Origin of the sequence: Streptomyces sp. NPDC051219 (assembly GCF_040682335.1) — a bacterium.
In the GTDB taxonomy this organism is placed as follows: domain Bacteria; phylum Actinomycetota; class Actinomycetes; order Streptomycetales; family Streptomycetaceae; genus Streptomyces.
Genome location: NZ_JBFBAS010000006.1, coordinates 58627 through 85125 on the forward strand (window position 1 = coordinate 58627; position 26499 = coordinate 85125).

Below are 26499 nucleotides of genomic sequence, written 5' to 3' on the forward strand. Positions count from 1 at the left end.
ACCCTTCAGCCGTGGAGCAGCTCCTACATCTGCTCTACGGGGAGGGGCGGCCGGTCTGTCGCGGCGATCGTGAAATTTTTCCCGGGGCGGAAATCAGGGGGTAACAGCGGTGTGCGCGGGGCCGTCCGGCAGCTCGACGGGCGCGGTCTGCCGGGTCGGCGCGTCCGGCGCCGCCGGTACTTCGGGTACGCCGGGCACGTCCACCGGGACGGATGGAGCCGGCACGGCCGACGACGGCAGGGGCACCTCGGGCAGAGGCACCTCGGGCACGGCAGGTACGGCGGGCACATCGGGGACGTCCGGAGTCGGCAGGGCCGGTAGCGGGACTGGGGGCAGCGCCGGCAGCGACGACGGCACGGGCAGCCCGTCGCCGGGCGACGCGGCCGTGCCGTCACCGGCCGGCGGGCCGGGGCGTTCGGCCGACGGCCGTGTCCGGTCGTGACCCGGTGTCGTGACATCGGCGGCCTGCGAGGTCGAGGGCGTGGCGGGCCGCGGCGAGACCTGCCGGTCCTCGTCGTGGACGTACGGCAGGACGAGGACCGCGACCACCAGGGTCGCGGCCGTCGAAGCCACGGCCATCGCCTGGGCGTTGCCGCCCATCCGCGGCCGGCCACGGCCGCACAGCCACAGGGCCAGACCCAGGGTGCCGGCCAGCGACGTGCGCAGCGTCCGGCGGGCTCTGGCCAGCAGCGACTCCACCGCCTGGTACGTCAGACCCATCTCGTCGGCGACCTGCCCGACGTCCAGGTCCTCCGACTTCAGCCGGAGCGCCTCCGCCTGACGGGCGGGCAGCTCCCCGCTCCGTACGGCCAGCCACTTCGCCTCGGCGCGGTCGCACACCACTTCCTCGACCGGCGCCGGTCCGGGGGCGATCAGCCGGGGACTGCTGCGCACTTCGGCCTCGCGGTTGACCTGCCGGTACCGGTCGACGCACAGCCGCACGGTGACCGTGGTCAGCCAGGCGCCCAGCCGTTCGTCGTCGAGGTGCGGGTTCTCCGCGGCGCGCAGCATCGCCTCGTGCACGGCGTCCTCGGCGTCCTCCGGGCTCATGGATCTGCGGCGGGCCACCTTGAGCAACTGCTCGCGGTGGCTCCACGCCCGCTGCCAGCGGTCGTGGGCCGCTTTCGCGCCCGTGCCGCCTGCCACGCCCGGCTGCGCGGGATGCATGTCCGTCGCCATGAGGGCCCCTTTGCGCTCACCCGCCGGGCCCGCTCCGCCCCGCGGATTGCGACATTACCGCCGGGTAGCCGGGGTTGTGGAGGGGGTGGCGCTCATCGAGTCCTTACCGTTGTCACCGCTGCCGGCCTGCGGGAGTGCACCGGGCAGCACGCCGTCGCCGGGGATTGCGGTTGCGGTGGCGGTTCCGGGAAGCGGAAAGAGCGGCTCCGCGGGGACCGGGCCGCTGCCCGGCGCGGTTCGCGTGGGCGAGGGCGTTGGCGTACCGGGCGCGGCGGTGGCCGAAGGGGAGGGCTCCGGGCGCGCCGGACGGGAGGAGCTGGGCTCGGGAGCGGGGGACTGCGGCTTCGGACGGTCACCGGCGCCGGCGTGGTGGTCCGGCACCGCGAAGTGCCCTTCCAGGTAGTACGCGTACCAGGCCCTGACCGTACGCAGATAGGCCTCGGAGTGGTTGTAGCCGAGGATGGCCCGGTCAAGACCGGCCGGGTCGGCCAGGTCCCCTCCGGCCGCGCAAAGATAGCGGCCGGCGGCGAGGGCCGCGTCGTACACGTTGTTGGGATCGGCGCGACCGTCACCGTTGCCGTCGGCGCCCCACCCGGCCCACGTCGACGGAATGAACTGCATCGGTCCGACCGCGCGGTCGTAGGCCGAGTCCCCGTCGTACGCTCCGCCGTCCGTGTCCCGGATCAGGGCGAACCGGTCCCCGTCCAGCCGCGGCCCTAGGATCGGGGCGAGGGTCGTACCGTCCGCGGTCACCCGGCCGCCGCGCGCCTGTCCGGATTCCACCTGACCGATCGCGGCCAGCAGCTGCCGGCGCAGATGGCAGCCGGGGTCGCTGTCCGCGAGCGCCGACTCGGCCCGCAGGTACGCGTCCAGGACCGTGGCGGGCACCCCTCCGTGCACGGTCACCGCCGAGCCATCGTCCGGCCCGCCCGCCGCCGCGCCCGCTCCGTCCAGTGTCCGCAGCGGCGGGAGCTCGGTGCGGAAGGCGGTGTCGCCCGGGACGGCGTGTCCCGGCGCGGCCGCCGCCTCCTGCGGAGCGGAGGCGGCCGCCACCTGTCCCGGCGCCTGCGAGGCGGTCAGCGCAGCCATGGCCGCCGCCGCGACCGCCGTTCCCCGTACCGCTCCGTGCTTGCGTCCTGGCATGATGCAGGCCCCTCCCTGTGCCGTTGCCGCACCGCCGGATGAGTACCGGTACGGCTTTCCGTCATCTGCTCTACGCGGCGGGGGCCCCGGTCCGTCGCGCGGACCGGGGCGTCCCGGCGGACCCGGACGGGAGGGGAGGCGGACAGCGACGCGGGAGGGCACGGCTAACGTGGGGGCATGGTGCGACTGAGAGTGGAGTTCACGACCGAGCCGTTCGACCTGGATGAGCCGCCGCCGCACGCGCTGGCCGCCCGTGACGTCGTTCAGGGCGCGGACCTGGACACGGTGGACGTCGGCCCGTTCGGCAACACCGCCGAGGGCGGCGCGGACGAGGTGCTGACCGCCGTCGACGCACTGCTGCGCAAGGCCCTCGCGGCCGGCGCCACGCGAGTCTCCCTCCAGGTCAACGTGCTGGAGGAGCAGGCATGACCGGGCCCGCCGATCACGCACTCGTACGCGCGGTCAAGCCGCTCGTGGACGCCATGGGGGCGGAGCTGCTCGCGCCCGGCGAGGCCTCCGAGGACGACGTCATACTCAGCTGGGAGGGCGAAGACGTCCTCGCCGTCCGCCTTCCGCAGCTCGCGGACTCCCTCGACCACATCCTCGCGGCGCTGGAGCGGCAGCACGGCAGACCGCTCGCCGAGCTGGACCGCAAGACGAAGCAGTCGGTGGTACGGAGCCTGGAGGCGCGCGGCGCCTTCTCCGTGCGCCATGGAGTGGAGACCGTCGCGGGGGCTCTCGGGGTAAGCCGCTTCACCGTCTACAACTACCTGAACCGCGAGAACGCAGCCAAGAGCGACTAGGTGATCACAATGAGTGGCGAGCCGCCGTCCGGATGCCCGGGCGGCGGCTTTTGTGTACGCGAGATTTCAACAAAGTGTTGACGCGGTGTTGTGGAGGGCGTTAGCTATGCGAAGCCCGTCCAACGCAAGTGAAATGCAGCCACGGAGGCTTCCCGTGACTTCGAGTCCGACACCGGGTCCGGCCCGGTTCAACACCCTTGAGGACAGTGCGGCACGGGCCGCACTCCACGAGGTGTGTGCCAGCTCGGCATGGGGGAGCGAAGTGCTCGCCCAGCGCCCGTACGCCACCGCAGACGCCCTGTTCGCCGCGAGCGACGCCGCCATGGCGGGACTCACCGACGCGGACCTGGACGAAGCGATGGCGGGCCACCCGCCGATCGGCAGGCCGAAGCCCGGCGACCCGACCTCCTCCCGCGAGCAGCGGGGAATGGCGGGGGCCTCCGAGGAGCTCAAGGCGGAGATGCTCGAACTGAACCTGGCGTACCAGGAGAGGTTCGGCCATGTCTTCCTGATCTGCGCCACCGGTGCGACCGCTGAGCAGATGCGGGACGCGATGAAGGCCAGGATCGGCAACTCGCCGGAGCAGGAGCGGGAGATCGTCCGCACCGAGCTCGGCAAGATCAACCGTATCCGCCTGACCCGCCTCCTGGAGGAAGAGACCGCATGAGTACCGCCACCACGGCTTCGGTGTCCACGCACATCCTGGACACCAGCATCGGCCGCCCCGCCGAGGGCGTCGCCATCCTCCTGTCGGCCCGCAGCGGGTCCGGCGCGGATTGGACGGCGCTCGGCGGCTCCGCGACCGACGCGGACGGGCGCTGCAAGGACCTGCCGGCACTGCCGGAAGGCACCACCCACGTACGTCTCGACTTCGAGACCGAGACGTACTTCACGCGTCCAGTCAACACAGTGAAGCAAGCCGAGGCGCAGCAGGACGCCCCCCGCGTAAGGGACAGCGGTGCGTTTTTCCCCGAGGTGACGATTACTTTCGCCGTCACGCCGGGCGAGCACTACCACGTACCGCTGCTGCTCAACCCGTTCGGCTACTCCGTTTACCGAGGGAGCTAGCAGACATGCCCACGATTCTCGGCCAGAACCAGTACGGCAAAGCAGAGAACCGCGTCGTCAAGATCACGCGGGACGGCGACACCCACCACATCAAGGACCTGAACGTATCCGTCGCCCTCTCCGGCGACATGGAGGACGTCCACTACTCCGGCTCCAACGCCAACGTCCTGCCGACCGACACCACCAAGAACACGGTGTACGCGTTCGCCAAGGAGTACGGCATCGAGTCCGCCGAGCAGTTCGGCATCCACCTGGCCCGTCACTTCGTGAACAGCCAGGAGCCGATCCACCGGGCGCGTATCCGTATCGAGGAGTACGCCTGGGAGCGCATCGAGACCTCGGACAACAACTCACGCTTCATCGGCGCCGACGAGGTCAAGCACTCCTTCGTCCGCAAGGGCCAGGAGACCCGCGTCTCGCAGATCACCTTCGACGGTGAGAAGTGGGAGGTCATCTCGGGCCTCAAGGACCTCGTGGTCATGAACTCCACCAACTCGGAGTTCTGGGGCTACGTGAAGGACAAGTACACGACCCTGAAGGAAGCGTACGACCGCATCCTCGCCACCCAGGTGTCCGCCCAGTGGCGCTACGGCTGGTCCAGCGACGAGCAGCGGATGCCGAACTGGGAGAAGTCCTACGAGCAGGCGCGCAAGCACATGCTCCAGGCCTTCGCCGAGACCTACTCGCTCTCGCTCCAGCAGACGCTGTACCAAATGGGTTCGCGGATCATCAACAGCCGCAGCGAGATCGACGAGATCCGCTTCTCGCTCCCCAACAAGCACCACTTCCTGGTCGACCTCGAGCCGTTCGGGCTCAAGAACGACAACGAGGTCTACTTCGCGGCCGACCGCCCGTACGGTCTCATCGAGGCCACCGTCCTGCGGGACGGCGTCGAGCCGCAGATCCCGGTCGACATGACCAACCTCTGACGTCGTCCGCCCCGGACGACACGCCTCGAAACCTCTGACGCGCGCGCCGGCGTCGACCCCCGGGACGGAAGTGCCGTTCCGGGGGCCCGGAGGTGAGCGGGGGCATCTGCGCACTACCTGCGCGTGCGGCCGCCATGATGCGGTGGTACGTGCAGCACGGACTCGGTCGTCACCCCGCTCGGCCCCCGGGTCCGTACGAACCGGGCAGCAGCCCGAGGGAAGAAACGAGGAACCGCCATGGCGGCTTCGCGCATCGTCATCGAGAACTGTGCCATCGCGACCGTGGACGCGAACGACACCGAGTACGCCTCCGGCCACATCGTCGTCGCGGACAACGTGATCGAGTCGGTCGGCGCGGGCAAAGCTCCCGCGAACCTGGAGAACGTGGTCCGCCGCGTCGACGGCACCGGTCACCTGGTCACGCCCGGCCTGATCAACACGCATCACCACTTCTACCAGTGGATCACGCGTGGTCTGGCCACCGACCACAACCTCTTCAACTGGCTCGTGGCGCTCTACCCCACGTGGGCGCGCATCGACGAGCCGATGGCCCGCGCGGCCGCCCAGGGTTCCCTCGCCATGATGGCCCGCGGTGGTGTCACCACCGCGATGGACCACCACTACGTCTACCCGCGGGGTTCCGGCGACCTCTCCGGCGCGATCATCGGCGCCGCCTCCGAAATGGGCGTCCGGTTCACCCTGGCCCGCGGTTCCATGGACCGCAGCGAGAAGGACGGCGGCCTGCCGCCGGACTTCGCCGTGGAGACCCTCGAAGGCGCGCTCGCCGCCACCGAGGAGACCGTCGACAAGTACCACGACTCCTCATTCGGTGCCATGACGCAGGTGGCGGTCGCCCCCTGCTCGCCGTTCTCCGTCTCCACCGAACTGCTGCGCCAGGGCGCCGAACTGGCCCGCCGCAAGGGCGTACGCCTGCACACCCACGGCTCGGAGACCGTGGAGGAGGAGCAGTTCTGCAAGGAACTGTTCGGCATGGGCCCCACCGACTACTTCGAGTCGACCGGCTGGCTCGGCGAGGACGTGTGGATGGCGCACTGCGTCCACATGAACGACTCGGACATCGCAGCCTTCGCCCGTACGAAGACCGGTGTCGCGCACTGCCCGTCCTCCAACGCCCGCCTGGCCGCCGGCATCGCCCGGGTCCCGGACATGCTGAAGGCCGGCGTCCCGGTCGGCCTGGGTGTCGACGGCACCGCCTCCAACGAGTCCGGCGAGCTGCACACCGAGCTGCGCAACGCGCTGCTGATCAACCGCCTGGGCGCGCACCGCGAGGCGGCGCTCAACGCCCGCCAGGCGCTGCGTCTGGGTACGTACGGCGGTGCCCAGGTGCTCGGCCGCGCCGACCAGATCGGTTCACTCGAGGCCGGGAAGCTCGCCGACCTGGTCATGTGGAAGATCGACGGGCTCGGCCACTCCACCATCGCCGACCCGGTGACCGCCATCGTCTTCGGCGCGGCGGCCCCGGTCACCCTCTCGCTCGTCAACGGCAAGCAGATCGTGCGGAACGACCGTCTGCTCACCGTCGACGAGGACGCCATCGCGCGCTCCGCGCGGAACGAGGCCCAGCGCCTCGCCCGTATCGCCGCCGAGGGCTGATCCCTCCGGCCGCGACACAGAAGTCCGGCCGGGGGGGACGGCCCCCGGCCGGCGGCCCTGGACCCGAGCGGGGTTCATGGCAGCCGTGTCCGGGGGGTTCGGGCAAGAGTGTCCGCACCCCCCGGGACGGTGACTCGTTTCAACTGGGCACGCACCACCTGCACCACCTGCACCACAGGCTTCACCCGCACGACCGCACCGCTTCGCTCCACCTCCCTGACACCCACGTCCCTGTCGGCGTGTAACCGACCGGAGGAACCGCCGTGGCCGCAATGCCCAGGTTTCGCGCCGCACTCTCCCGGGGCACGACCCCCGGATCCTCGGCCGTACAGGCAGAGGGGGAAACCGACACCGGGAAGCATCCGGTTGACGAGACCCTGCCCCCTGTCAAAATGTTCACCAGCGGCCTGCAGCACGTGGCCGCCATGTACGCGGGTGTGGTGGCCCCGCCCATGATCGTCGGCCCCGCAGTGGGCCTCTCCGCCACGGAAACGGCCTTCCTTATGGGGGCCAGCCTCTTCACGGCCGGGATAGCCACCCTCCTCCAGACCCTCGGGTTCTGGAAGATCGGCGCCAAGCTCCCCTTCGTCAACGGTGTCTCGTTCGCCGGAGTGACCCCGATGATCGCAATCGGAAAGGGCGAGGGCGACAACGCGATACCGATCATCTTCGGTGCGATCATCGTCGCCGGCGTGCTCGGTTTCCTCGCGGCCCCCTACTTCGGGAAACTGGTCCGGTTCTTCCCGCCCGTGGTCACCGGCACCGTGATCACCCTGATCGGTGTCTCCCTCCTGCCCGTCGCCTTCAACTGGTCCCAGGGCGGCAATCCCCAGGCCACCGACTACGGCTCGATGACCAACATCGGGATGGCGGGGCTGACCTTCGTGATCGTGCTCGCCCTGCGCAAACTGCTGCGCGGTTTTCTCCAGCAGATCGCGATCCTCCTCGGGCTGGTGGCGGGCACACTCATCGCCGTGCCGGTGGGCATCACCCACTTCGACGCCATCAAGAACGCCGACCTGGTGGGCTTCCCGACCCCGTTCCATTTCGGGGCGCCGCAGTTCGAGGTCGCCGCGATCATCTCGATGTGCATCGTGATGCTGGTCTGCATGACCGAGTCCACCGCCGACATGCTGGCGCTGGGCAAGATCGTCGGCCGCCCGGCGGACGAGAAGACCATCGAGGGCGGCCTGCGGGCCGACACCCTGGGCAGTGCCATCAGCCCGCTCTTCAACGGCTTCATGTGCAGCGCGTTCGCGCAGAACATCGGGCTCGTCGCCATGACCAAGGTGCGCAGCCGCTTCGTCGTCGCGGCCGGCGGCGGCATCCTGATCCTGCTCGGCCTGTGCCCGGTGCTGGCCTCGGTGATCGCCCTGGTACCGCTGCCGGTCCTCGGTGGCGCGGGCATCGTCCTCTTCGGCTCGGTGGCAGCGAGCGGCATCCAGACGCTGGCGGGCGCCGCCCTGGAGAAGGGCGAGAACGCGCTCATCGTCGCCGCGTCGGTGGGCATCGGCCTGATCCCGATCGCCGCGCCGGGCTTCTACCACGCCTTCCCCGAGGACCTGCTGGTGGTGCTCGACTCGGGCATCAGCACCGGGTGCGTGGTTGCCATCATCCTCAACCTGGCCTTCAACCACCTGGGGAAGAAGGGAAGCGCGGACGAGCCACTCGTCACCGCGACCCCGGAACCGGTCTCGGAACCGGTCGCGGTCCACTGATCCGCGCACGGCACAGCCGCCCCGGGGGATACGACCGGGGCGGCTGCGGTGTGTCCGCGTTCGCTTCTCGCCATGCGCGGGAAGGTCACGCTGTCCGAACCGGCCGCTCGAACCGGGGCTCCCGGCGCAGCGCCGGGAGGGCACCGCGGGGAACCTCACGCCGGGCCCCGACGACCTGAGCGATCTCGACGACCCGGACAGCGGTTGACGGACCTGCTGCTGTTCGCCTTCGAGGGCGAGGCGGACGAGCTCAATCCGCTCGGGACGGTCCGATCCCGCAGCCCTGACCCAGCCGACGGCTCAGCCCAGGAGCTCGGCGCTGCTCGCCGGCTCCTGGCGCGGCTGTCCGTTCAGGCGGTGCCGCTCGACGGAGGAGCGCCGGTAGACCTCCTCGCGCACGCGCTGGATCTCGCCGATGGGCCGGTGGTCCTCGCGCACGCGCCACGGGGTGATCGAGGTGCCGTCGGCGGCGGCGAGGTTGTCCGCGCCGGAGATGTCCTGGCGGGGAATGGCGATCCGGGCCACCGTGACCCACGGGGACAGCTGCTCCGGCCACTCCACCGAGGTGTTGTCCACCGGCATCCGGACCAGGTCGGCGTTCAACTGGACCTGGAGGTCGAAGAAGTGGTCGCGCTCACCGGCCTCCGCCACCAGCGTGTTGCGGAAGGCCTCGCCGTCCGCGAGCACATCGACGGTGCCGTGCCCGATGCCGGCCAGGGAGTCCGGCGTCGGGACGGTGCGCAGCTTGGCGATGTGGTCGCCGTACCGGAAGGCGCCCATGCTGTTGTACGTGTACGAGAAGAGGTTCTGGCGCGGGACCTTTGCGAACGACAGCATCGCGAACAGCTCGTCCCACAGCCACTCGTCCGCCGTCTCCAGGGTCCCCTGCCGGGTGAGGAACTCGCCCATCCAGGACTTCCGCCGGGCCGGGTTCACCAGGGCGTCGGGCAGTTCGGCGAACAGGCGCTCGATCACCATGTAGTCGTAGGCCGTGTTGGCGAAGAACACCCGGTTGTTGATCAGGTTGAGGTCGAAGGTGGAAGCCTCGGCCTCGTCCGCCAGCAGGGAGGCGCCGGGCACGCCGAACATCTTGACCCCCATGCCGCAGGCCGCGCCGAGCAAGGAGTCCGCGCGAAGGTGTCCCAGCCCGTTCGAGTAGCGCACCACGGCGTCGTAGACGCCCGGTGCGGCGAAGATCCCCTGGGTGTACGGGCCGGGCAGTTCACCCACCGTGACGGTCGCCCTCACCAGGCCGTAGGTCTTGCCGTGCGCGGTCCGCACGGCACGAGCCGCGCCCTGCCGCTCGACGGACTCCCGGGTGCCGTGCGCGACGTTGCGGACGATCTCGTCGAGTTCCTGCCGATAGGTGGGGCGCTCGACGGGGGTGTACTCCTCGTACCTGACGAATTCCATAAGGCACTCCTCTGTGCGACCGGCGGCGGGGCAGCTCGCCCTCCAGAACGATAGCGCACAATTTAATTGTGCACGATGTAACTGGACTTGAGGGGTCTCACCCTTCGGTGGGGGACTCGGTCAGGCCGTCCCGGCCCGGCTCAGCCGGTCGATCAGATCCCGCAACTGCGCACGCAGCCGGTCCGCCTCCTCGACGGTCAAGCCGTAGCTCCGCCCCATGGCCCCCGGCACCTGCTCCGCGCGGGCCCGCAGCGCCCGGCCCTTCTCCGTCACGGACACGGTGATCAGCCGCTCGTCGTCCGCCTGCCGCTCCCGGCGGACCAGTCCGGCCGCCTCCAGCCGCTTGAGCAGTGGGGAGAGCGTGCCGTAGTCCAGCCCGAGCACCGCGCCCAGCTGCTTCATCGGGACGTCCCCGCGCTCCCAGAGGGCCAGCATCACCAGGTACTGCGGATAGGTCAGTTCCAGCTCGGCGAGCACGGGCCGGTACGCCGCAGTCACCGCCCGGGAGGCAGAGTGCAGCGCGAAGCACAGCTGGTCGTCGAGCGCCATGGAAACGGCCGGAGGTCTGATCTCACCCATGGGCCCATTGTCCGTGATCAGTCGCGTCGGGCTGTAGCGTCGGGGGCATGGACGATCACTCTGTAGTCGACGTGGGCGATGTGCGGCTGGCGTACCGGACCTGGGGAGACCCGGACGGCGCGCCCGTCGTGCTGCTGCATGCCCTCGGCGGGTCCTCGGCGGACTGGGAGCAGGCCGGCCGTGCGCTCGGTGAGGAGTGGCGGGTGTACGCGCTCGACCTTCGCGGGCACGGCGAGAGCGACTGGCCGGACGAGTACTCGCTCGAGCTGATCCGGGACGACGTGCTCGGATTCCTCGACGAGTCCGACCTGGACCGGGTGGGTCTGGTCGGGCACGCGATGGGCGGCGTGGTCGCCTATCTGCTGGCCCAGGAGTATCCGGACCGGGTGGAGCGGCTCGTACTGGAGGAGACACCGCCGCCGTTTCCCCGGGAACCGGTGGATCTGGTGGCGCCCGACGAACCGCTGGACTACGACTGGCCGGTCGCACCGGCGGTCCAGCGGCAGATCTCCAGTCCCGATCCGCAGTGGCGGGAGCGGCTGGGGGAGATCACCGTGCCCACCCTGATCGTGTCCGGCGGCCACGACAGCTCCATGCCGCAGGGCCGGATCCAGGACATGGCCGACCTGATCCCCGACTGCCGGCTGATCACGATCCCCGTCGGCCACCGGGTCCACGAGGTGGAGCCACGTCAGTTCGCCCAGGAGGTCGGTGATTTCTTCAGCGGCTGACCGCCCCGTCCGCTGCCGCTGTCGGCCGACGGTCGCGCATGCGTTCTCTTCGACGGTGCGTCAGAATCCCGCGACTGAGGCGCGCCCGGTCACCTCGGGCCTCCGGATCCTTCCCAGCGCATGAGATTGCTGAACAGCTCCGCCTGTTCGATCGCGTCGTCCAGGGCGTGATGGGTGTGCCGTCGCCGTGAGAGCAGCTCGCGCGGCATCGTGCCCTTCGCGACGGCGCGCAGCGGCAGCCGGGCCTTCGTTGCGTACAGCGTCTTCATGTCCAGGCAGCCGGAATGGCCGAACGGGCTGGCTCCGGTGAAGCGCTGCAGGTACCAGTACAGGAAGGTCCAGTCGTACGAGGCCGGGTACCCGCACATCACGGGCTGTGCGCCCGCACCGGCCTCCCGCACCCAGGCGCTGAACTCGGCCATCGCGACGGCCGGTTCCGCCCCCTCGGCAAGGAGCCGGTCCCGGTCGAGGCCGCTGACGGCCAGGGCCTCAGGAACGAACTCCTCGCTGATGGGCCGCAGTTCGCGGTAGAAGGTGGCCTGTTCGGGGTCGGCCGGCCGATATCCGTCTGCATCCTGCCGTCCGGCCACGGCAGCGCCGAAGCTGATCATCGAGTACGGCCCGGGGATCGGGCCGTCGGCCTCGACGTCGACTGAGATGTAGAGGCTGGGTTTCACTCGGGGGGGCATAGGGGGAGCATGGCAGGCCCCGTCCTCCTGGGTCATCCGGGTTTCCGGCGCGCTTCGGGAGCGCGCCGGGGAGTGTCCCCGGCCTCTTGCCGAATGTCCGATGACGATCATACGCTCGGGGTGTTCGCCTTCCATTGAACACTTGTCGAAGGGCCCTACGTATGAAAATCCTCGTTACGGGCGCGGGAGCCACGGGGGGCTTCTTCGGTGCCCGCCTCGCCCGGGCGGGACGGGATGTCACCTTCCTGGTCCGCCCGCACAGGGCCGCCGTTCTGCGCCGCCGGGGTCTGCGCATCACCGGGCTCGGTGCCGAGGAGGTGATCGTTCCCCAGCTGGTCACCGCCACCGAACTCGCGGGCCCGTACGACGTGGTGCTGCTGTCGGTGAAGGCCACGGCTCTTGAGCAGGCCATGGAGGACGTCGCGCCGGCGATCGGTCCGCGGACCGCGATCGTCCCCGTTCTGAACGGCCTGGCCCATCTCGACGAGCTCAATGCCCGCTTCGGTGGCCGAGCGGTTATGGGCGGCGTCGCCAAGGTCGTCACCACCTTGAACGGAGAACGGAGACGGAGACATCGTCCGGCTGGCCCCGCCGGCAAGCCTGGTCATCGGCGAACAGGACGGCCCGCCGTCACCGCGGGCGGCCGAGATCCACGCGCTCCTGCAGGTCGCGGGCATCGACGCGAGCGTGTCGGCGGACATCGTCGCGGCGATGTGGCACAAGTGGGTCTTCATCACCACCGCCGGCGCGCTGACCTGCCTGATGCGCGGCACGGTCGGTGACGTAAACGCCGTCCCCGGTGGATCCGCTGTCGCCCGCGCCGTCCTGGCCGAGGCCGCCGCGGTGTCGGCCGCGGCCGGATACTCCGTCCCGGAGGACGAACTGGCCGCCACTACGGCGACGATGACACAGGCGGGGTCCCCCTTCGCACCCTCGATGTACCGCGACGTCGTGGCCGGACGCCCGACAGAGGTCGAGCACGTCTTCGGCGACCTACTGACCCGGGCCCGCGCCCTGTCGGTCGAAACCCCCCTGCTCGATCTGGCCACCCTCAGTCTGCGCGTGCACCAGCACCGCGCCGCCGGCCACGCACTCGAACCGCGGTGAACCGGGGCGGTCCCGCCGGGGCCGCACCCGGCCATGGCGCGCGCGGGCCCGCGAGGGCCCCGCGGCCACAGCCCCCGACACAGCTACGACGGATCCGTCCCCGGCTTCCAGTCGGGACGGCGACCGCTGAGTCCGATCACCAGGTCCAGCAGTGGGGCGTCCCGCGGTGCCCGGACGACCGGGCCGAAAAGCGAGCCGCGCGACTGTGGATCGTCCGCCGCGGGCGCCAGCACCTCGTACGCCGCGTCCAGGCTCGCCCGGTCCTGCGTGTACGGCTGCCCGGTCGCGCGGGCCAGGTCCCAGCCGTGAATGACCAACTCGTTGAGCGCGACCTGGCCGGCAACGTCCGCGGGGAGGGTGACGCCGCCCGCCTGCGTCATGCCCTCCCAGGCCTCCGGCGCGCGCCAGGCCGCCGCGAGCTCGTCGAGCTGCCGCGGCAGGACGGTGCGCCAGTCGTCGCCGAGCACCGGCCGGGACGCGCCCGGATCGGTGTTCGTCGTCGGTCCCAGCTCCTTCGCCGCCGCGTCACGGAAGGCGGCGGTGAGGCCGACGAAGTGGGCCAGCAGGTCGCGTACCGCGTAGTCGGGGCAGGGAGTGGGGTCCGCGAGCTGGTCCGCGCCGATGGTGTCCAGCAGCCGGGCCACCTGCCGGGCGGCGGGTGCGAGGTCGAGCATGGGTGCCTCCGTGTTCGTGTCCATATCCATCGGACCCGACCGGCGGGCAGAACTCATCGGCACCTCGCCGGATTCCCTCAGGAGACGGTGAAGGTACGGGAAGTGCCGGTGAAGGGCGTGATCGTGCCCAGCAGGCTCCTGGCGTCGCCGAAGTGGACGATGCGGTAGGTGCCGGGCGGGGTGTCCGCCCCGATGTCCCAGGTGATCGTGGCCTTCGAGGTACCGGTCAGGCCGTTGATACGGGTCCAGCGGTACTTGGTCTGCCAGTCGCCGTCGTCAAGCATCCGCACCCAGCGGCCGTCCACGAGCCGCTGCACCTCCAGGAACGTGCCGCCCCGGCGCAGGTTGTTCTTGGGGTGCCCGGTCACGAAGTCGACGGTGGCGGTCCCGCCGCGCTGGTACGAGGCCGCGGCCTCGGTCAGGACCTGCCCGAACGACGTGAACGCCGGCGGGTTGTCGTACACCACGCCGGTCTGGAGGCTGAACTGGCGCGCGGACTCGTCGGGCGGCGCGGTGCCCCGCTCGAGCGGGGTGCCCTGCCGCAGGGAAGCGGCGACGCGGGCGTACTCCTGCTGGTAGGCGGGCAGCGTGTAGCGGCCGTAGAGCGTCGAGCCGCCTTCGTACTGCTGGGCGTCGTACTCCTCGGGTGTCGTCACGTACTGGCTGTACGCGTTGGCGTAGCCCTGGAGGAGGACGTGCTCCAGGGGCACGCCGAGCTGTTGGGCCACGGTCCGCCGCACGCGCAGTCCGGCGGTGATGGTGAACTCGCCGGGTCCGGCCACCAGATGGAACTGGCCGATCTTGACGATCTGCAGGGGCAGGATCCTCGGGGTGACCGGGTGGACGTGGTCCAGCAGTCCGGTGGGCACGAGACCCGCCTTGGGGTACTGGCACGTGGCGAGCCAGTCCGGGACGTCCACCTTCAGGGCGTCGACGATGTGGGCGATCGGGGTGCGCATGCCTTCGGTGAAGCCGGGGATCGCCGGTCCGTCCTCGACACTGCCGGCGAGCGTGGAGGCGCCGACGACGGCGGGACAGGTGCGGTGCTCCCTGCCGTCGGGCGTGTACGCGCCGCCCACGGTCACGTTCTCCATGTCGACGTACACCAGACGGGAGTCGACGCTGCCGGTGATCGCGGTGTCCGCGTCCTGGAACACCTCGCGGGCCTTGGCGAGCTGCCGCCCGCCGATGATGCGGGTGTTCTCGAACTCGTCCTCGGTGGGGCCGGATCCGGGCTTGAGATTGAGGTTCGGGGACATGTCGCCGGCGTTGGTGTTGGGGAAGGCGGAGACGAATCCGGGCTTGTCTTCGAGGTAGCGCACGCCCTCGTGGTCGTGCTCCCACGCATAGGCGGCATAGCCCTTGTTGTCGGGGCTGATCAGGGTGTTCTTGTTGGTGATGGAGGTGTTGTGGGTGGCGAACCAGCTGATCGCCCCGACGTCCTCGGCGCCCTGCCGCAGGCGCAGCACGGTCATCGCCGGGTCGATGGCCCCCGGGAAAGCGGCCCGGTCGGCGGCGGGGTTGCGGTCGAAGGAGGTGCGGGAGCGGTTGACGCTGGCGTTGGTGAGTGTGCCCGTGCCCAGGGTGATGGTGCCGGGCCTGACGTCCTGGTGGGCCTTGACCACGGATTCGACGATCCCGTCGACGATGGCCCGGTAGGTGCCGCTCTGGAAGCCGAGGACGGACAGGTTGTAGGCGAGGTGGTGCGAGTAGCCGCCGGGTCCGGAATGGGTGTGGGTGGCGGACAGGAGCACGTTCTCCTCGGTGTAGAGACCGCCGAAGCGCTCCCTCAGGCGAGCGGCGACGCCCTGCTGTACGGACTGGAAGATCATCGCGAGGTCGGCGTTGACGTACACGACCCGCTTGCCCGTCGCGCGGTCCACCACGACGAAGGCGCGGGAGCGCTGACGCTGGTGGATGCCGGAGGTCTTCTGGTCGAAGCTGGAGTAGCCCATCATGCCGGTCTCGGCGGCCTCGCCGGTGACGTCGGAGATGCCGCGGCCGACCAGATAGCCGGGGTCCGCGGCGGCGGCCGCGGTCCCGGCGGACGCCGACGGTGTGGCGGGCACGGCGCCCAGGGACACGGCGCCCAGCGTCGCGGCCAGCGCCAGGGACAGGCGCCTGCGCCGGGTGCGGGTGGGGGGCATGGGACCTCCAGGGCAGGTGTGGGGTGCCCCGACGGTAGGACCTGCGGAGGATGCCGCAGAGGTCAGTACCGGCCAGTAAGGGGGTTCTCGGCGGCCATTCGCCCTGTCCTTCCGGAGCCCGCGGGGCCTACAGTACGCACGCCCGGGCACCCTCGGCGGGTTCCCCGTCCGTTGCTCCGTTGCTCCGTTCCCCGGCCCGGCACCGTTCTCCGTTGTTCTCCGTTCTCCCTTCCCCGTTCTGCCGCACACAGGGAGCAGAGGTGTCCCGTCACGCGTCCGCCACCGTCACCCCGCACATCCTGCGGTACGTGGCGGTCGTGGCCGCCGAACGCGGCTGTCCGGTGGGGCCGTTGCTGCGGCGGGCCGGACTGTGCGAGGACGACCTGGCCGCGGTCGGGCTGCGGGTGTCGTACCGTCAGGGCAGCCGTTTCATCCGCGAGGCGATGACCGCCCTGGACGATCCGGGGCTGGGCCTCGCGGTCGGGCGGCGTCAACGGGTCACCGCGTGGGGGCTGCTGGGCCTCGGCCTCCTCTCGGCGGCCACCGTGCGCGAGAGCCTGACGCTCGGGATGCGGCACCAGCAACTGGCCGGGTCGATGCTCGACTTCCACCTGGAGGCGGAGGAGGGACACGCCACGGCCGTCGTCGCCACCACCCGGTACGCGGACGGCGATCTGCAGGCGTTCCTGGTGGAGGAGGCGTTCGCGAGCATCGTGTCGGTGGTCCGGTCCGCGGACAGCGAGGGGTTCGCCCCGCTGGCGGTGACGGTCCGCCATGCGCGGCCGGAGTACGCCGCGGAGTACCGGATGCACTTCCGCTGCTCCGTACGGTTCCGGGCACCGCAGAACCGGCTCGTGCTGGACGACGCGTGGCTGGACCGTACGCTCCCCACCGCCGACCCGTACACCCTGGCGACGGTGGTGGGCCTGCTGGACGAGGCCGCCGGCCCAGGCCGGGAGCGGCGGGACCTGGTGGAGAGCGTCGAGTCGGCCGTCGCGCGGAGCCTGCCACGACCCCCGACACTCGCTCAGCAGGCCCATCAGCGCGCCGTGAGCGAACGGACATTGCGCAGGCGGCTCGCCGAATGCGGCACGAGCTACCAGGCCCTGGTGGACGGGGTACGGCTGGCCCGGACCGAGGAGCTGCTGGGGGGCACGGACCTGCCGCTGAGCCACGTGGCGGCCCAGGTCGGCTACGCCGATGTGCGAGCCCTGCGCCGTGCGGTGGCGCGCTGGTTCGGAACCAGCCCGTCGGCGGTCCGCCGCCGGCGTCAGGACACTGCGGTCGGATACCTTCCCGACGCACCAGAACCCACCGAGATCCGGCAGGGGTAGTTGCCGGCCGGCCTGGCGTGGACCAGGGACAGGCAGAAGGAGCGCCTCCGCCCCCGGTGCTGTGCGGTACCGGGGGCGGAGGCGTCGTCAGTGGTGTTGCGGTGTCAGCCGGCCAGCTGCTCGTAAGCGGGCAGGGTGAGGAAGTCCGCGTAGTCCGCGTCCAGCGAGACCTGGAGCAGCAGGTCGTGAGCCTGCTGCCACTTGCCGGCCGCGAAGGCCGCCTCGCCGGCCTCGGCACGGATGGCCGCCAGCTCCTGGGCCGCGACCTCGCGGGCCAGCTCGGCGGTCGCCCGCACGGGCTTGCCGTCGTGCTCGAAGACGACCCCCGCGTTGATCCACTGCCAGATCTGGGAGCGGGAGATCTCCGCCGTGGCGGCGTCCTCCATCAGGTCGAAGATGGCGACCGCGCCGAGGCCGCGCAGCCACGCCTCGATGTACCGGATGCCGACCTGGACGGCGTTGCGCAGGCCCTCGTACGTGGGCCTCGCGTCCAGCGAGTCGATGGCGATCAGGTCACCGGGCGCTACCGAGACGTCTTCGCGGAGGCGGTCCTTCTGGTTGGGCCTGGAACCCAGCACCGCGTCGAAGGAGGCCATGGCGATCGGCACCAGGTCCGGGTGGGCGACCCAGGAGCCGTCGAAGCCGTCGCCGGCCTCCCGGTCCTTGTCGGCCTTGACTTTCTCGAACGCCACCTTGTTGACCTCGGCGTCACGGCGCGAGGGGATGAAGGCCGCCATGCCTCCGATGGCGTGCGCGCCGCGCTTGTGGCAGGTGCGCACGAGGAGTTCGGTGTACGCGCGCATGAACGGGGCGGTCATCGTCACCGCGTTGCGGTCGGGCAGGACGAACTTCTGGCCGCCGTCACGGAAGTTCTTGACGATGGAGAAGAGGTAGTCCCAGCGGCCCGCGTTGAGTCCGGCCGCGTGGTCACGCAGTTCGTACAGGATCTCCTCCATCTCGTACGCGGCGGTGATCGTCTCGATGAGGACGGTCGCGCGGACCGTGCCCTGCGGGATGCCCACATAGTCCTGGGCGAAGACGAAGATGTCGTTCCAGAGGCGGGCCTCGAGGTGCGACTCGGTCTTCGGCAGGTAGAAGTACGGGCCCTTGCCGAGGTCGATGAGGCGCTGGGCGTTGTGGAAGAAGTACAGGCCGAAGTCGACCAGAGCGCCCGGGACGGCGCGCCCGTCCGCCCGCAGATGACGCTCGTCGAGGTGCCAGCCGCGAGGCCGCATCACGACGGTGGCGAGCTCCTCGGCGGGCTTCAGGGCGTAGGTCTTGCCCTGCGGGGAGGCGAAGTCGATCCGGCGCTCGTAGGCGTCGATGAGATTGAGCTGGCCGAGGACGACGTTCTCCCAGGTGGGAGCGGAGGCGTCCTCGAAGTCGGCGAGCCAGACCTTGGCGCCCGAGTTGAGGGCGTTGATGGTCATCTTGCGGTCGGTCGGACCGGTGATCTCCACACGGCGGTCGTTGAGCGCGGCCGGAGCCGGCGCGACCTTCCAGTCGCCCTCACGGATCTGTGCGGTATCCGGGAGGAAGTCGAGGCTGGATGTGCGGGCGATCTCGGCACGGCGCTCGGTACGGCGGGCGAGTAGCTCGTCACGCCGGGGCGTGAACAGCCGGTGCAGCTCGGCCACGAAGGCCAGGGCCGCCTCGGTGAGAACTTCGTCCTGCCGGGGCAGGGGCTCGGCGTCGACGATGGCCAGCGTGGACGGCGCTGGTGCGGACATTGGCTGTCACTCCTTCAGCGGCGGTGCCCGGCGGCCGCCGGGAGCGCTCGAAACGGCACGGAGTGCCGGGGAGTCGCGAGTGTTCCGAGATACGGTCGCGGGCGCCGTCGGGGGTTCAGGGCGCTTCTGACCTGTGGATAGTAGTTTCCTCATGGTGGAAGTTCAATGGTTTGTTGATGTCGAGATTCTTCTCGTCGACAGAAGCGTCCCCCGAACGGCTCTCAGTGCCACATCCGTCACAACCCGTTCACAACTGCCCTCACTCGAGGTGAACAAGGTCCTCCGTGGTGTCGATGTCGTAGGCCGCCGCAACGTCCCCGCACTCCACCAGTGTGATGTCGGCCGCGTGAGTCCGCAGGTGGTCACGCGCCCCGCGATCACCCACCGCGGTCGCAGCGATGTCCGCCCACCGCTGTGAGCCGAACAGCACCGGATGCCCGCGCTTCCCGTCGTACGCCGCCGCCACCAGGCTGGCGGGGGAGCGGTACGCCGCCCGGACCCGGGCCACCGCGGCCGGCCCGATCCCCGGCTGGTCCACCAGCGACACGAGTACCGCGTCGGCCCCGCCGGCCGCCAGCGACGTCAGGCCGGCCCGGAGCGAGGACCCCATGCCCTCCGCCCAGTGCGGGTTGTCCACCAGGACGCAACCCGCCAGATCGGCCCGCTCCCGCACCTCGCCGGCCGCGGCGCCGAGCACCACGTGCACCGGCTCGCAGCCGCCCTCCCTGAGCACCCGCACCGCGTACTCGACCAGTGGCCGGCCCTGGTGTCGGAGCAGCGCCTTGGGCCGCCCGCCGAGCCGTCGCCCGCCGCCCGCGGCGAGCAGCAGTCCGGCGATCACCGGAGTTTCGTGGCCGTCGTCGTCATCGTCATGGGGGGTGCGTGCCGTCTGCCTCATGGGACCTGCATATCGCACCTCTTCGTGTCAGAGAGTGGCGCAGCGCGCACCCTGTGGCGTTTACTGGCCCGCAAGACCGGCGGCGAGGCATCAACGCGGGGCGGGGCAGAGGCACTTGCGGACAGTCAGCACAAAGGCGTGCGAGAGGACAGCTTTGTTGCAACGTGTGGGGCAGGGTTGTGTGACCGTGAGCGGCGAGGACCCGAAGGTGGCGGAGCTGCGCACCGCCGTGTCCCGGCTGCGCCGGGCACTGGCCGGGCACCCCGCCGAGTTCCCGGACCGGGGAATCGCCGAGGAGGAACTGGCGGCCCTCGACGCGATGGCGGCCGGCGGGGTGCCGGAGATCCCGCGGCTGCGGCGCTCACTGCTGCTCGTCGCCGGTGCGATCGGCTCGGTCAGCGCTCTGTCAGCAGCGCTGACGGCTGTGCGGGGCGCCGTCGAGCTGTTGGGTGAGAATCCGCCGGCTTCTCCCGTCTCCCCTGCTCCGCCCAGTCGGCCGGCTCCGCCCGTCTGAGCGCAGTCGCCCGGCGTTCGCACGAGGGCGCGGAAGAGCGCGCACAGCGAACGCCCCGGATGCGTCGGCTCCGCGACCCGTTCCTCGTGCCGCTGCTCCAGCTGACGCTCGTACGCATCGCTGAGAGGTGCGGACACGGTTTCACACTCGCCGAACGGGCGCTGGGCTGCGGTGTACGCATCGAGGGCGGCGCCCGCTTCGGCGCGGTGGGACGGGCCGTGCTGCCGGCCGCCGGCCGTGCTGCGGGAGTGGCCGGGCTAGGCCGGGCTCTGGCTGGCCAGTGCCACCGACAGTTCCGCCGCGACGCCCTGGAGGATCGGTACGATCCGCTCGGTCGCGGCCTCGGTTACCCGTCCGGCCGGGCCGGAGATCGAAATCGCCGCGGCGGTGGGGGAGTTGGGCACCGGGACCGCCAGGCAGCGGACGCCGATCTCCTGCTCGTTGTCGTCCACCGCATAGCCGGCCTTGCGTACCTGGTCGAGTGCGTCGAGGAAGCCCTCGGGCGTCGTGATGGTCTTCTCCGTGGCGGCCGGCATCCCGGTCCGGGACAGCAGCGCGCGTACTTCGTCGGCCGGGGCGTGCGCGAGCAGCGCCTTGCCCACTCCGGTGGAGTGGGGCAGCACCCGGCGGCCCACCTCGGTGAACATCCGCATGGAGTGCTTGGAGGGCACCTGCGCGACGTAGACGATCTCGTCGCCGTCGAGCAGTGCCATGTTCGCGGTCTCGCCGGTCTCCTCGACCAGGCGCGCGAGGTACGGGCGGGCCCAGGTGCCGAGCAGCCGCGAGGCGGACTCGCCGAGCCGGATCAGGCGGGGCCCGAGGGAGTAGCGGCGGTTCGGCTGCTGTCGTACGTAACCGCAGGCCACCAGTGTGCGCATCAGGCGGTGGATGGTGGGCAGTGGCAGCCCGCTGGTGGCGGAGAGCTCGCTGAGCCCGACCTCACCGCCGGCGTCGGCCATCCGCTCGAGGAGGTCGAAGGCGCGCTCGAGGGACTGGACACCGCCGCTGGCGGCGGCAGGCTTGGAGGCGGCGACATCGGTGGAGGCGTCGCTGGCGCTGGACGTCGGCACGGCGCGGTCCTTTCGGTGCTGGCAGGCAAGGAAGCAGCCTACCGGGCTGTTGTGGGCCTCCATAGCGCCCGGGAAGGCCGTCCTGGCCGGTCAGAGGGGGTTTGTCCGGGTGGCGCAGGGCCCGCGGAGGTGTCGGTGATGCTCCTGCTGGTGAGGGCTGCGTTCTGTAGAGCGAAATCATAATTCCATTCTGTGGAAACATCCAATGTGCCGTGTGCGCTGGGGCGCGGACGGCCGGGCCGCTCTTGACGCGTCCCGCGTCGGGGTGAAGACTCGTTCAACAGAACGTTGAATTTCGCTCTGCGGAATGAGGAAGAGGAGGGGCCGGGGTGTCCGACTGGGACCTGGTACTGCGCTCGACGCGTGTCATCACGCCCGCGGGGACGCGGGCCGCATCGGTCGCCGTCGCCGACGGGAAGATCGCGGCCGTGCTGCCGTACGAGACCAAGCCGCCGGCCGGGGCCCGGCTGGAGGATTTCGGGGACGACGCACTGCTTCCCGGCCTCGTCGACACCCACGTCCATGTGAACGACCCGGGCCGCACCGAGTGGGAAGGCTTCTGGACCGCCACCCGCGCCGCGGCCGCCGGCGGCATCACCACCCTCCTGGACATGCCGCTGAACTCCCTGCCGCCGACCACCACGACCGGCCACCTCGCCACCAAGCGGGAGGTCGCGCGCTCCAAGGCGCACATCGACGTGGGCTTCTGGGGCGGTGCCGTTCCGTCCAACGTCAAGGACCTGCGGCCGCTGCACGACGCCGGAGTCTTCGGGTTCAAGTGCTTCCTGTCACCGTCCGGCGTGGAGGAGTTCCCCGAGCTCGGCCAGGAGGAGCTCGCCCGGTCCATGGCCGAGACAGCCGGCTTCGGCGGCCTCCTGATCGTGCACGCCGAGGACCCGCACCACCTCGAGTCCGCCCCGCAGCAGGACGGTCCCAGGTACGCGGACTTCCTCGCCTCCCGGCCCCGCGACGCCGAGAACACCGCGATCGAGGGCCTCATCGCGCACGCCAAGCGGCTCGGCGCCCGCGTCCACGTGCTGCATCTGTCCTCCAGCGACGCGCTGCCGCTGATCGCCGCCGCCAAGCGCGACGGGGTGCGGATCTCCGTCGAGTCCTGCCCGCACTTCCTCACCCTGACCGCCGAGGAAGTCCCGGACGGCGCCACCGAGTTCAAGTGCTGCCCGCCGATCCGCGAGGCGGAGAACCAGGACGCGCTGTGGCAGGGGCTCATCGACGGCACGATCGACTGCATCGTCTCCGACCACTCGCCCTGCACGCCGGAGCTCAAGCGCTTCGACACCGGTGACTTCGCCGCCGCCTGGGGCGGTATCTCCTCCCTCCAGCTGGGCCTCCCGGCGATCTGGACCGAGGCCCGTAAGCGCGGCCGCTCGCTCGAGGACGTCGCCCGCTGGATGTCGGCGGCCCCCGCCGAACTGGCCGGGCTGGCGCAAAAGGGCGCCATCGAAGCCGGCCGCGACGCCGACTTCGCAGTCCTCGCGCCCGACGAGACCTTCACCGTGGACCCCGCGGAGCTGTTCCACCGCAACCAGGTCACGGCGTACGCGGGCAAGACCCTGCACGGCGTCGTCAAATCCACCTGGCTGCGCGGCGTACGCATCGCCGACCGCGGCACCCTCACCGAGCCCACCGGCCTCCTCCTCGAAAGGCAGAACTGACCGCATGACGGCGATCCAGAGCTTCACCGGCGACGCGAATCCCTTCGGAGGCGGCGACCCGTACGCCGACTACCGCACTGCCGACTTCCCCTTCACCCACCTCGCCGATCTCGCCGACCGGAGGCTCGGCGCGGGTGTCATCGCTGCCAACGACGAGTTCTTCGCCGAGCGCGAGAACATGCTCAAGCCCGAGCCGGCCGAGTTCGACCCCGAGCACTTCGGCCACAAGGGCAAGATCATGGACGGCTGGGAGACCCGCCGCCGCCGGGGCATCGGCGCGGAGCAGCCGCACCCCACCGAGGACGACCACGACTGGGCGCTCGTACGGCTGGGCGCGCCCGGCGTGATCCGCGGCATCGTCATCGACACCGCCCACTTCCGCGGCAACTACCCGCAGGCCGTTTCGGTCGAGGGCACCTCGGTGGCGGGCTCCCCGTCCCCCGAGGAGCTGCTCTCCGGCGACGTGAAGTGGACGACGCTCGTCCCGCGTACGGCCATCGGCGGCCATGCGGCCAACGGCTTCGCCGTCGACGCCGAGCAGCGCTTCACGCACCTCCGGGTCAACCAGCATCCCGACGGCGGCATCGCGCGCCTGCGGGTCCACGGCGAGGTCGCACCGGACCCGGCGTGGCTGGCGACCCTCGGCACGTTCGATCTCGTGGCGCTGGAGAACGGCGGCCAGGTCGAGGACGCGTCCGACCGCTTCTACTCACCGGCCACCAACACCATCCAGCCGGGCCGGTCCCGCAAGATGGACGACGGCTGGGAGACCCGCCGCCGTCGTGACAAGGGCAACGACTGGATCCGCTACCAGCTGGTGGAACAGTCGCAGATCCGCGCGGTCGAGATCGACACGGCGTACCTCAAGGGGAACTCGGCGGGCTGGGCGGCGCTTTCCGTCCGCGACGGCGAGTCGTCCGAGTGGGTGGAAATCCTTCCGCGCACCAGGCTGCAGCCCGACACCAACCACCGCTTCGTACTCGGCTCCGGTACCGCCGGCCGAGCGGCGACCCACGTCCGCATCGACATCTTCCCCGACGGTGGTATCTCGCGCCTCCGGCTGTTCGGCTCCCTGACGGAGGAGGGCGCCGCCCGTCTGGCGGCCCGTCACCAGGAACTGGGCGGCTGACGCCCCCCGCATGTCCATGGTGGGGCATGTGTCCGTGGCAGGGCATCCAGGGCAGGACCTCCAGGGGCAGGGCCTAAGCCGCGTGGCCGCCGTCCACCGCGAACTCGGCGCCCGTGATGTACGCCGCCTCGTTCCCCGCCAGGAAGGCGACCAGTGCGGCCACTTCGTCCGCGCCCCCGAAGCGGCCCAGGGCGGTCAGGGCTGTCTGCGCCTGTGCGAAGGGGCCGTCCGCCGGATTCATGTCCGTGTCGACCGGACCGGGGTGCACGATGTTCGCCGTGATACCCCGCTCGCCCAGCTCTCGCGCCAGCGCCTTCGTCAGGCCGATCAGCGCGGACTTGCTCATCGCGTACAGCGTCCCGCCGGGCCCCGGCACCCGCTGTGTCATGCAGGTGCCGATGGTGATGATCCGGCCGTCGCGCCCCAACCGTGCGGCCGCCGCCTGCGAGGCGAGGAACACTCCCCGTACGTTGACCGCCAGCACACGGTCGACCTCGGCCCGCTCGAGCCCGTCGAGCGGGCCGAGCACGCCGATACCCACGTTGTTGACGAGGATGTCGAGTCGCCCCAGTCCCTCCAGGGCGCGCTCCACGGCGCCGGCCGCCGCGTCCGCGTCCGCGGAGTCGGCGCGGATCGCGATCCCGCGCCGCCCCGTCGCCTCGATCTTCCGTACGACGTCCCGGGCGGCGTCCTCGCCGTTGACGTAGGTCACCGCGACGTCCGCCCCGTCCTGGGCGAGCCGCAGCGCCGTCGCGGCGCCTATGCCGCGGCTGCCGCCGGTCACCAGTGCTGTTCTCCCCGTGAGTGCAGCCATCAGGAGCCTCATTTCCGTCCGTGGAGATGTGTGGTTACGGCTCAAGGAAACCGGCTCGGCGCAGCGGGTACCGGCGGGAATCGGACGGCGAGGACGCCCGGCCGCGGGGGAGCGGAGTACGGCCGGGCGCTGTGACAATTGACCGCCTCGATTCCGGTTCTGACGAACCACGTATTCTCGGGCAGGCGTGTTGTGGGGACACGCGTTGGTCATCTTGGGGGGAGCGAGTTCCATGGCACGGAGTGATCGCGCACGAGCGCGTGCGCGCGCTCGTAAACGCGCCCGCATACGCATGGGCGTCGCCGCGGTGGTGCTCATCGTGGCCGGGGTCCTGCTCATGCGGCTGCCGGGCGGTGACGAGGACGCCGAGGCGGGTACCCCGGCCGGCAAGGGCGAGGCAGCGGAAGAGCAGCTGCACGGCGCGGCGAAGGGCAAGTCCGGCAAGGGCAAGGAGGAGCCCTGGGACGGCAAGGTCAAGGTCCTGGGTGACGGTTCTACTTCGTATACCGGACCGCAGCCCAACCAGCTCAAGCCCGAGCGGCTCAAACCGGGGCAGAAGCCGCCGCAGTTCGTCGTCTTCTCCTGGGACGGCGCGCTGGAGGGCGACGACCGGACCTTCTCCCGCTTCCGGCAGGTGGCGAAGGAGAGCAAGGCACGGATGACGTTCTTCCTCACCGGCATATACCTGCTGCCCAAGTCGAAGTCGGGCCTTTACGACCCGCCTCAGCACGAGGTCGGCGCCTCGGCCATCTCCTATCCCACCGACGAGCACATCAGGACCACCCTGGAACAGCTCAGCGGTGCCTGGAAGGAGGGCAACGAGATCGGCTCGCACTTCAACGGCCACTTCTGCGGGCCCAAGGGGGGCGGAGAGTGGAGCACTGCCGAATGGAAGAGCGAGATCGAGCAGACGTACTCCTTCGTCAAGAACTGGAAGACGAATACGGGTATGACCGATCTCCCGCCGCTGCCATTCGACCCGGACCGGGAGACCGTCGGTGGCCGCGCCCCCTGCCTGGAGGGACAGAAGACCCTCATTCCCGCGAGCAAGGAGTTCGGCTGGCGGTACGACGCCAGCTCCTCCGGTGACTTCCAGATCTGGCCGTCCAAAATCGACGGCATCTGGAACTTCCCGCTCCAGCTCCTGCCCTACCCGGGCAAGGAACTCCAGGTCCTCGCGATGGACTTCAACTTCCTCTACAACCAGTCCAAGGGCAGTACCGAGGGCAACCCGGCGATGTACGGCGCCTGGGAGGAGGAGACCCGGGACGCGTACATGAACGGCTTCGAACGGGTCTACAACGGAAGCCGCGCACCGCTGTTCGTCGGCAACCACTTCGAGGACTGGAACGGCGGCATCTACATGGACGCCGTCGAGGAAGTCATCCGCGACGTCTGCCCCCGGTCGGACGTCAAATGCGTCTCCTTCCAGGAACTGGCCGACTGGCTGGACGCGCAGGATCCGCAGGTCCTGGCCAACCTGCGCGGCCTCGACCCGGCCCAGTCCCCGGACTGGAAGACGGTCGTCGACTAGCGCGGT

General features: G+C 70.5%; 26 protein-coding genes. 15 read left to right on the plus strand and 11 right to left on the minus strand.

Annotated features, from left to right (window positions below; all coding sequences use genetic code 11):
• Positions 1-93: 93 nt before the first annotated feature.
• Positions 94-1179: a sigma-70 family RNA polymerase sigma factor gene (locus AB0M62_RS09855; RefSeq protein ID WP_366073615.1), complete on the minus strand. Its 1086-nt coding sequence runs from the start codon at positions 1177-1179 to the stop codon at positions 94-96.
• Between the two features lie 54 nt (positions 1180-1233).
• Positions 1234-2322: a lytic murein transglycosylase gene (locus AB0M62_RS09860; protein WP_366073616.1), complete on the minus strand. Its 1089-nt coding sequence runs from the start codon at positions 2320-2322 to the stop codon at positions 1234-1236.
• Positions 2323-2502: 180 nt separating this feature from the next.
• Between AB0M62_RS09860 and AB0M62_RS09865 the strand changes: the two genes are divergently transcribed.
• From AB0M62_RS09865 to AB0M62_RS09895, 7 genes are all read left to right on the plus strand, one after another.
• Positions 2503-2751 carry a hypothetical protein gene (locus tag AB0M62_RS09865; protein ID WP_366073779.1) on the plus strand — a complete coding sequence of 83 codons (249 nt, stop codon included), beginning with the start codon at positions 2503-2505 and terminating at the stop codon, positions 2749-2751.
• Entirely contained in the window at positions 2748-3125 is a 378-nt protein-coding gene (locus AB0M62_RS09870) for a helix-turn-helix domain-containing protein (protein ID WP_366073617.1), read from the plus strand. Before AB0M62_RS09865 ends, AB0M62_RS09870 begins: the two co-directional genes overlap by 4 nt.
• A 154-nt stretch (positions 3126-3279) precedes the next feature.
• Positions 3280-3792: a 2-oxo-4-hydroxy-4-carboxy-5-ureidoimidazoline decarboxylase gene (gene uraD / locus AB0M62_RS09875; protein WP_366073618.1), complete on the plus strand. Its 513-nt coding sequence runs from the start codon at positions 3280-3282 to the stop codon at positions 3790-3792.
• Positions 3789-4193 (plus strand): hydroxyisourate hydrolase, encoded by a 405-nt coding sequence (uraH, locus tag AB0M62_RS09880; protein WP_366073619.1) that lies wholly within the window; start codon positions 3789-3791, stop codon positions 4191-4193. The genes uraD and uraH overlap by 4 nt, the downstream gene beginning before the upstream one ends.
• A 5-nt stretch (positions 4194-4198) precedes the next feature.
• Positions 4199-5122, plus strand: coding sequence for a factor-independent urate hydroxylase (pucL, locus tag AB0M62_RS09885; RefSeq protein WP_366073620.1), 924 nt, complete (start codon positions 4199-4201; stop codon positions 5120-5122).
• A 237-nt stretch (positions 5123-5359) separates the two neighbouring features.
• Complete coding sequence (locus tag AB0M62_RS09890) at positions 5360-6736, plus strand: 8-oxoguanine deaminase (protein WP_366073621.1); 1377 nt, start codon at positions 5360-5362, stop codon at positions 6734-6736.
• Between the two features lie 272 nt (positions 6737-7008).
• Positions 7009-8454: a nucleobase:cation symporter-2 family protein gene (locus AB0M62_RS09895; RefSeq protein ID WP_366073780.1), complete on the plus strand. Its 1446-nt coding sequence runs from the start codon at positions 7009-7011 to the stop codon at positions 8452-8454.
• Between the two features lie 300 nt (positions 8455-8754).
• Here the strand turns inward: AB0M62_RS09895 and AB0M62_RS09900 are convergent, their stop codons facing one another.
• Positions 8755-9867: a catalase family protein gene (locus AB0M62_RS09900; protein WP_366073622.1), complete on the minus strand. Its 1113-nt coding sequence runs from the start codon at positions 9865-9867 to the stop codon at positions 8755-8757.
• A 120-nt stretch (positions 9868-9987) separates the two neighbouring features.
• A complete protein-coding gene (locus tag AB0M62_RS09905) occupies positions 9988-10446 on the minus strand; it encodes a MarR family transcriptional regulator (RefSeq protein WP_366073623.1) in 459 nt (152 codons plus the stop codon).
• 47 nt (positions 10447-10493) lie between these two features.
• On the opposite strand from AB0M62_RS09905, the gene AB0M62_RS09910 reads away from it, so the two are divergent.
• The gene (locus tag AB0M62_RS09910) at positions 10494-11177 is read left to right on the plus strand and encodes an alpha/beta hydrolase (RefSeq protein WP_366073624.1); all 684 of its coding nucleotides are present in this window, start codon (positions 10494-10496) and stop codon (positions 11175-11177) included.
• A gap of 89 nt (positions 11178-11266) precedes the next feature.
• On the opposite strand, the gene AB0M62_RS09915 is transcribed toward AB0M62_RS09910, so the two are convergent.
• A complete protein-coding gene (locus tag AB0M62_RS09915) occupies positions 11267-11866 on the minus strand; it encodes a 3'-5' exoribonuclease (protein ID WP_366073625.1) in 600 nt (199 codons plus the stop codon).
• 161 nt (positions 11867-12027) lie between these two features.
• Between AB0M62_RS09915 and AB0M62_RS09920 the strand changes: the two genes are divergently transcribed.
• On the plus strand, positions 12028-12648 hold the full coding sequence (locus AB0M62_RS09920; protein WP_366073626.1) for a 2-dehydropantoate 2-reductase N-terminal domain-containing protein: 621 nt from the start codon (positions 12028-12030) through the stop codon (positions 12646-12648).
• Positions 12554-12973, plus strand: coding sequence for a ketopantoate reductase C-terminal domain-containing protein (locus tag AB0M62_RS09925; protein ID WP_366073627.1), 420 nt, complete (start codon positions 12554-12556; stop codon positions 12971-12973). The genes AB0M62_RS09920 and AB0M62_RS09925 overlap by 95 nt, the downstream gene beginning before the upstream one ends.
• An 83-nt stretch (positions 12974-13056) precedes the next feature.
• Here the strand turns inward: AB0M62_RS09925 and AB0M62_RS09930 are convergent, their stop codons facing one another.
• Positions 13057-13671 carry a TIGR03086 family metal-binding protein gene (locus AB0M62_RS09930; RefSeq protein WP_366073628.1) on the minus strand — a complete coding sequence of 205 codons (615 nt, stop codon included), beginning with the start codon at positions 13669-13671 and terminating at the stop codon, positions 13057-13059.
• A gap of 53 nt (positions 13672-13724) precedes the next feature.
• Complete coding sequence (locus tag AB0M62_RS09935; RefSeq protein WP_366073629.1) at positions 13725-15794, minus strand: neutral/alkaline ceramidase; 2070 nt, start codon at positions 15792-15794, stop codon at positions 13725-13727.
• Between the two features lie 260 nt (positions 15795-16054).
• Here AB0M62_RS09935 and AB0M62_RS09940 point away from each other — a divergent pair, with 260 nt between their 5' ends.
• On the plus strand, positions 16055-17128 hold the full coding sequence (locus tag AB0M62_RS09940) for an AraC family transcriptional regulator (protein WP_366073630.1): 1074 nt from the start codon (positions 16055-16057) through the stop codon (positions 17126-17128).
• 104 nt (positions 17129-17232) lie between these two features.
• Here AB0M62_RS09940 and aceB read toward each other — a convergent pair whose 3' ends face one another.
• Positions 17233-18858 (minus strand): malate synthase A, encoded by a 1626-nt coding sequence (gene aceB, locus AB0M62_RS09945; protein WP_366073631.1) that lies wholly within the window; start codon positions 18856-18858, stop codon positions 17233-17235.
• A gap of 259 nt (positions 18859-19117) precedes the next feature.
• Positions 19118-19756 carry a nucleotidyltransferase family protein gene (locus AB0M62_RS09950; RefSeq protein ID WP_366073632.1) on the minus strand — a complete coding sequence of 213 codons (639 nt, stop codon included), beginning with the start codon at positions 19754-19756 and terminating at the stop codon, positions 19118-19120.
• Between the two features lie 154 nt (positions 19757-19910).
• Here AB0M62_RS09950 and AB0M62_RS09955 point away from each other — a divergent pair, with 154 nt between their 5' ends.
• Positions 19911-20270 (plus strand): DUF5955 family protein, encoded by a 360-nt coding sequence (locus AB0M62_RS09955; RefSeq protein WP_366073633.1) that lies wholly within the window; start codon positions 19911-19913, stop codon positions 20268-20270.
• Between the two features lie 257 nt (positions 20271-20527).
• Here the strand turns inward: AB0M62_RS09955 and AB0M62_RS09960 are convergent, their stop codons facing one another.
• A complete protein-coding gene (locus AB0M62_RS09960; protein ID WP_366073634.1) occupies positions 20528-21340 on the minus strand; it encodes an IclR family transcriptional regulator in 813 nt (270 codons plus the stop codon).
• A gap of 329 nt (positions 21341-21669) precedes the next feature.
• Between AB0M62_RS09960 and allB the strand changes: the two genes are divergently transcribed.
• Both allB and alc read left to right on the plus strand, forming a co-directional pair.
• Complete coding sequence (allB, locus tag AB0M62_RS09965; protein WP_366073636.1) at positions 21670-23016, plus strand: allantoinase AllB; 1347 nt, start codon at positions 21670-21672, stop codon at positions 23014-23016.
• 4 nt (positions 23017-23020) lie between these two features.
• The gene (gene alc / locus AB0M62_RS09970; RefSeq protein ID WP_366073637.1) at positions 23021-24145 is read left to right on the plus strand and encodes an allantoicase; all 1125 of its coding nucleotides are present in this window, start codon (positions 23021-23023) and stop codon (positions 24143-24145) included.
• A gap of 73 nt (positions 24146-24218) precedes the next feature.
• Here alc and AB0M62_RS09975 read toward each other — a convergent pair whose 3' ends face one another.
• Positions 24219-24959, minus strand: coding sequence for an SDR family oxidoreductase (locus tag AB0M62_RS09975; RefSeq protein ID WP_366073638.1), 741 nt, complete (start codon positions 24957-24959; stop codon positions 24219-24221).
• Positions 24960-25191: 232 nt separating this feature from the next.
• On the opposite strand from AB0M62_RS09975, the gene AB0M62_RS09980 reads away from it, so the two are divergent.
• Positions 25192-26493 carry a hypothetical protein gene (locus tag AB0M62_RS09980; protein WP_366073639.1) on the plus strand — a complete coding sequence of 434 codons (1302 nt, stop codon included), beginning with the start codon at positions 25192-25194 and terminating at the stop codon, positions 26491-26493.
• Positions 26494-26499: the final 6 nt, after the last annotated feature.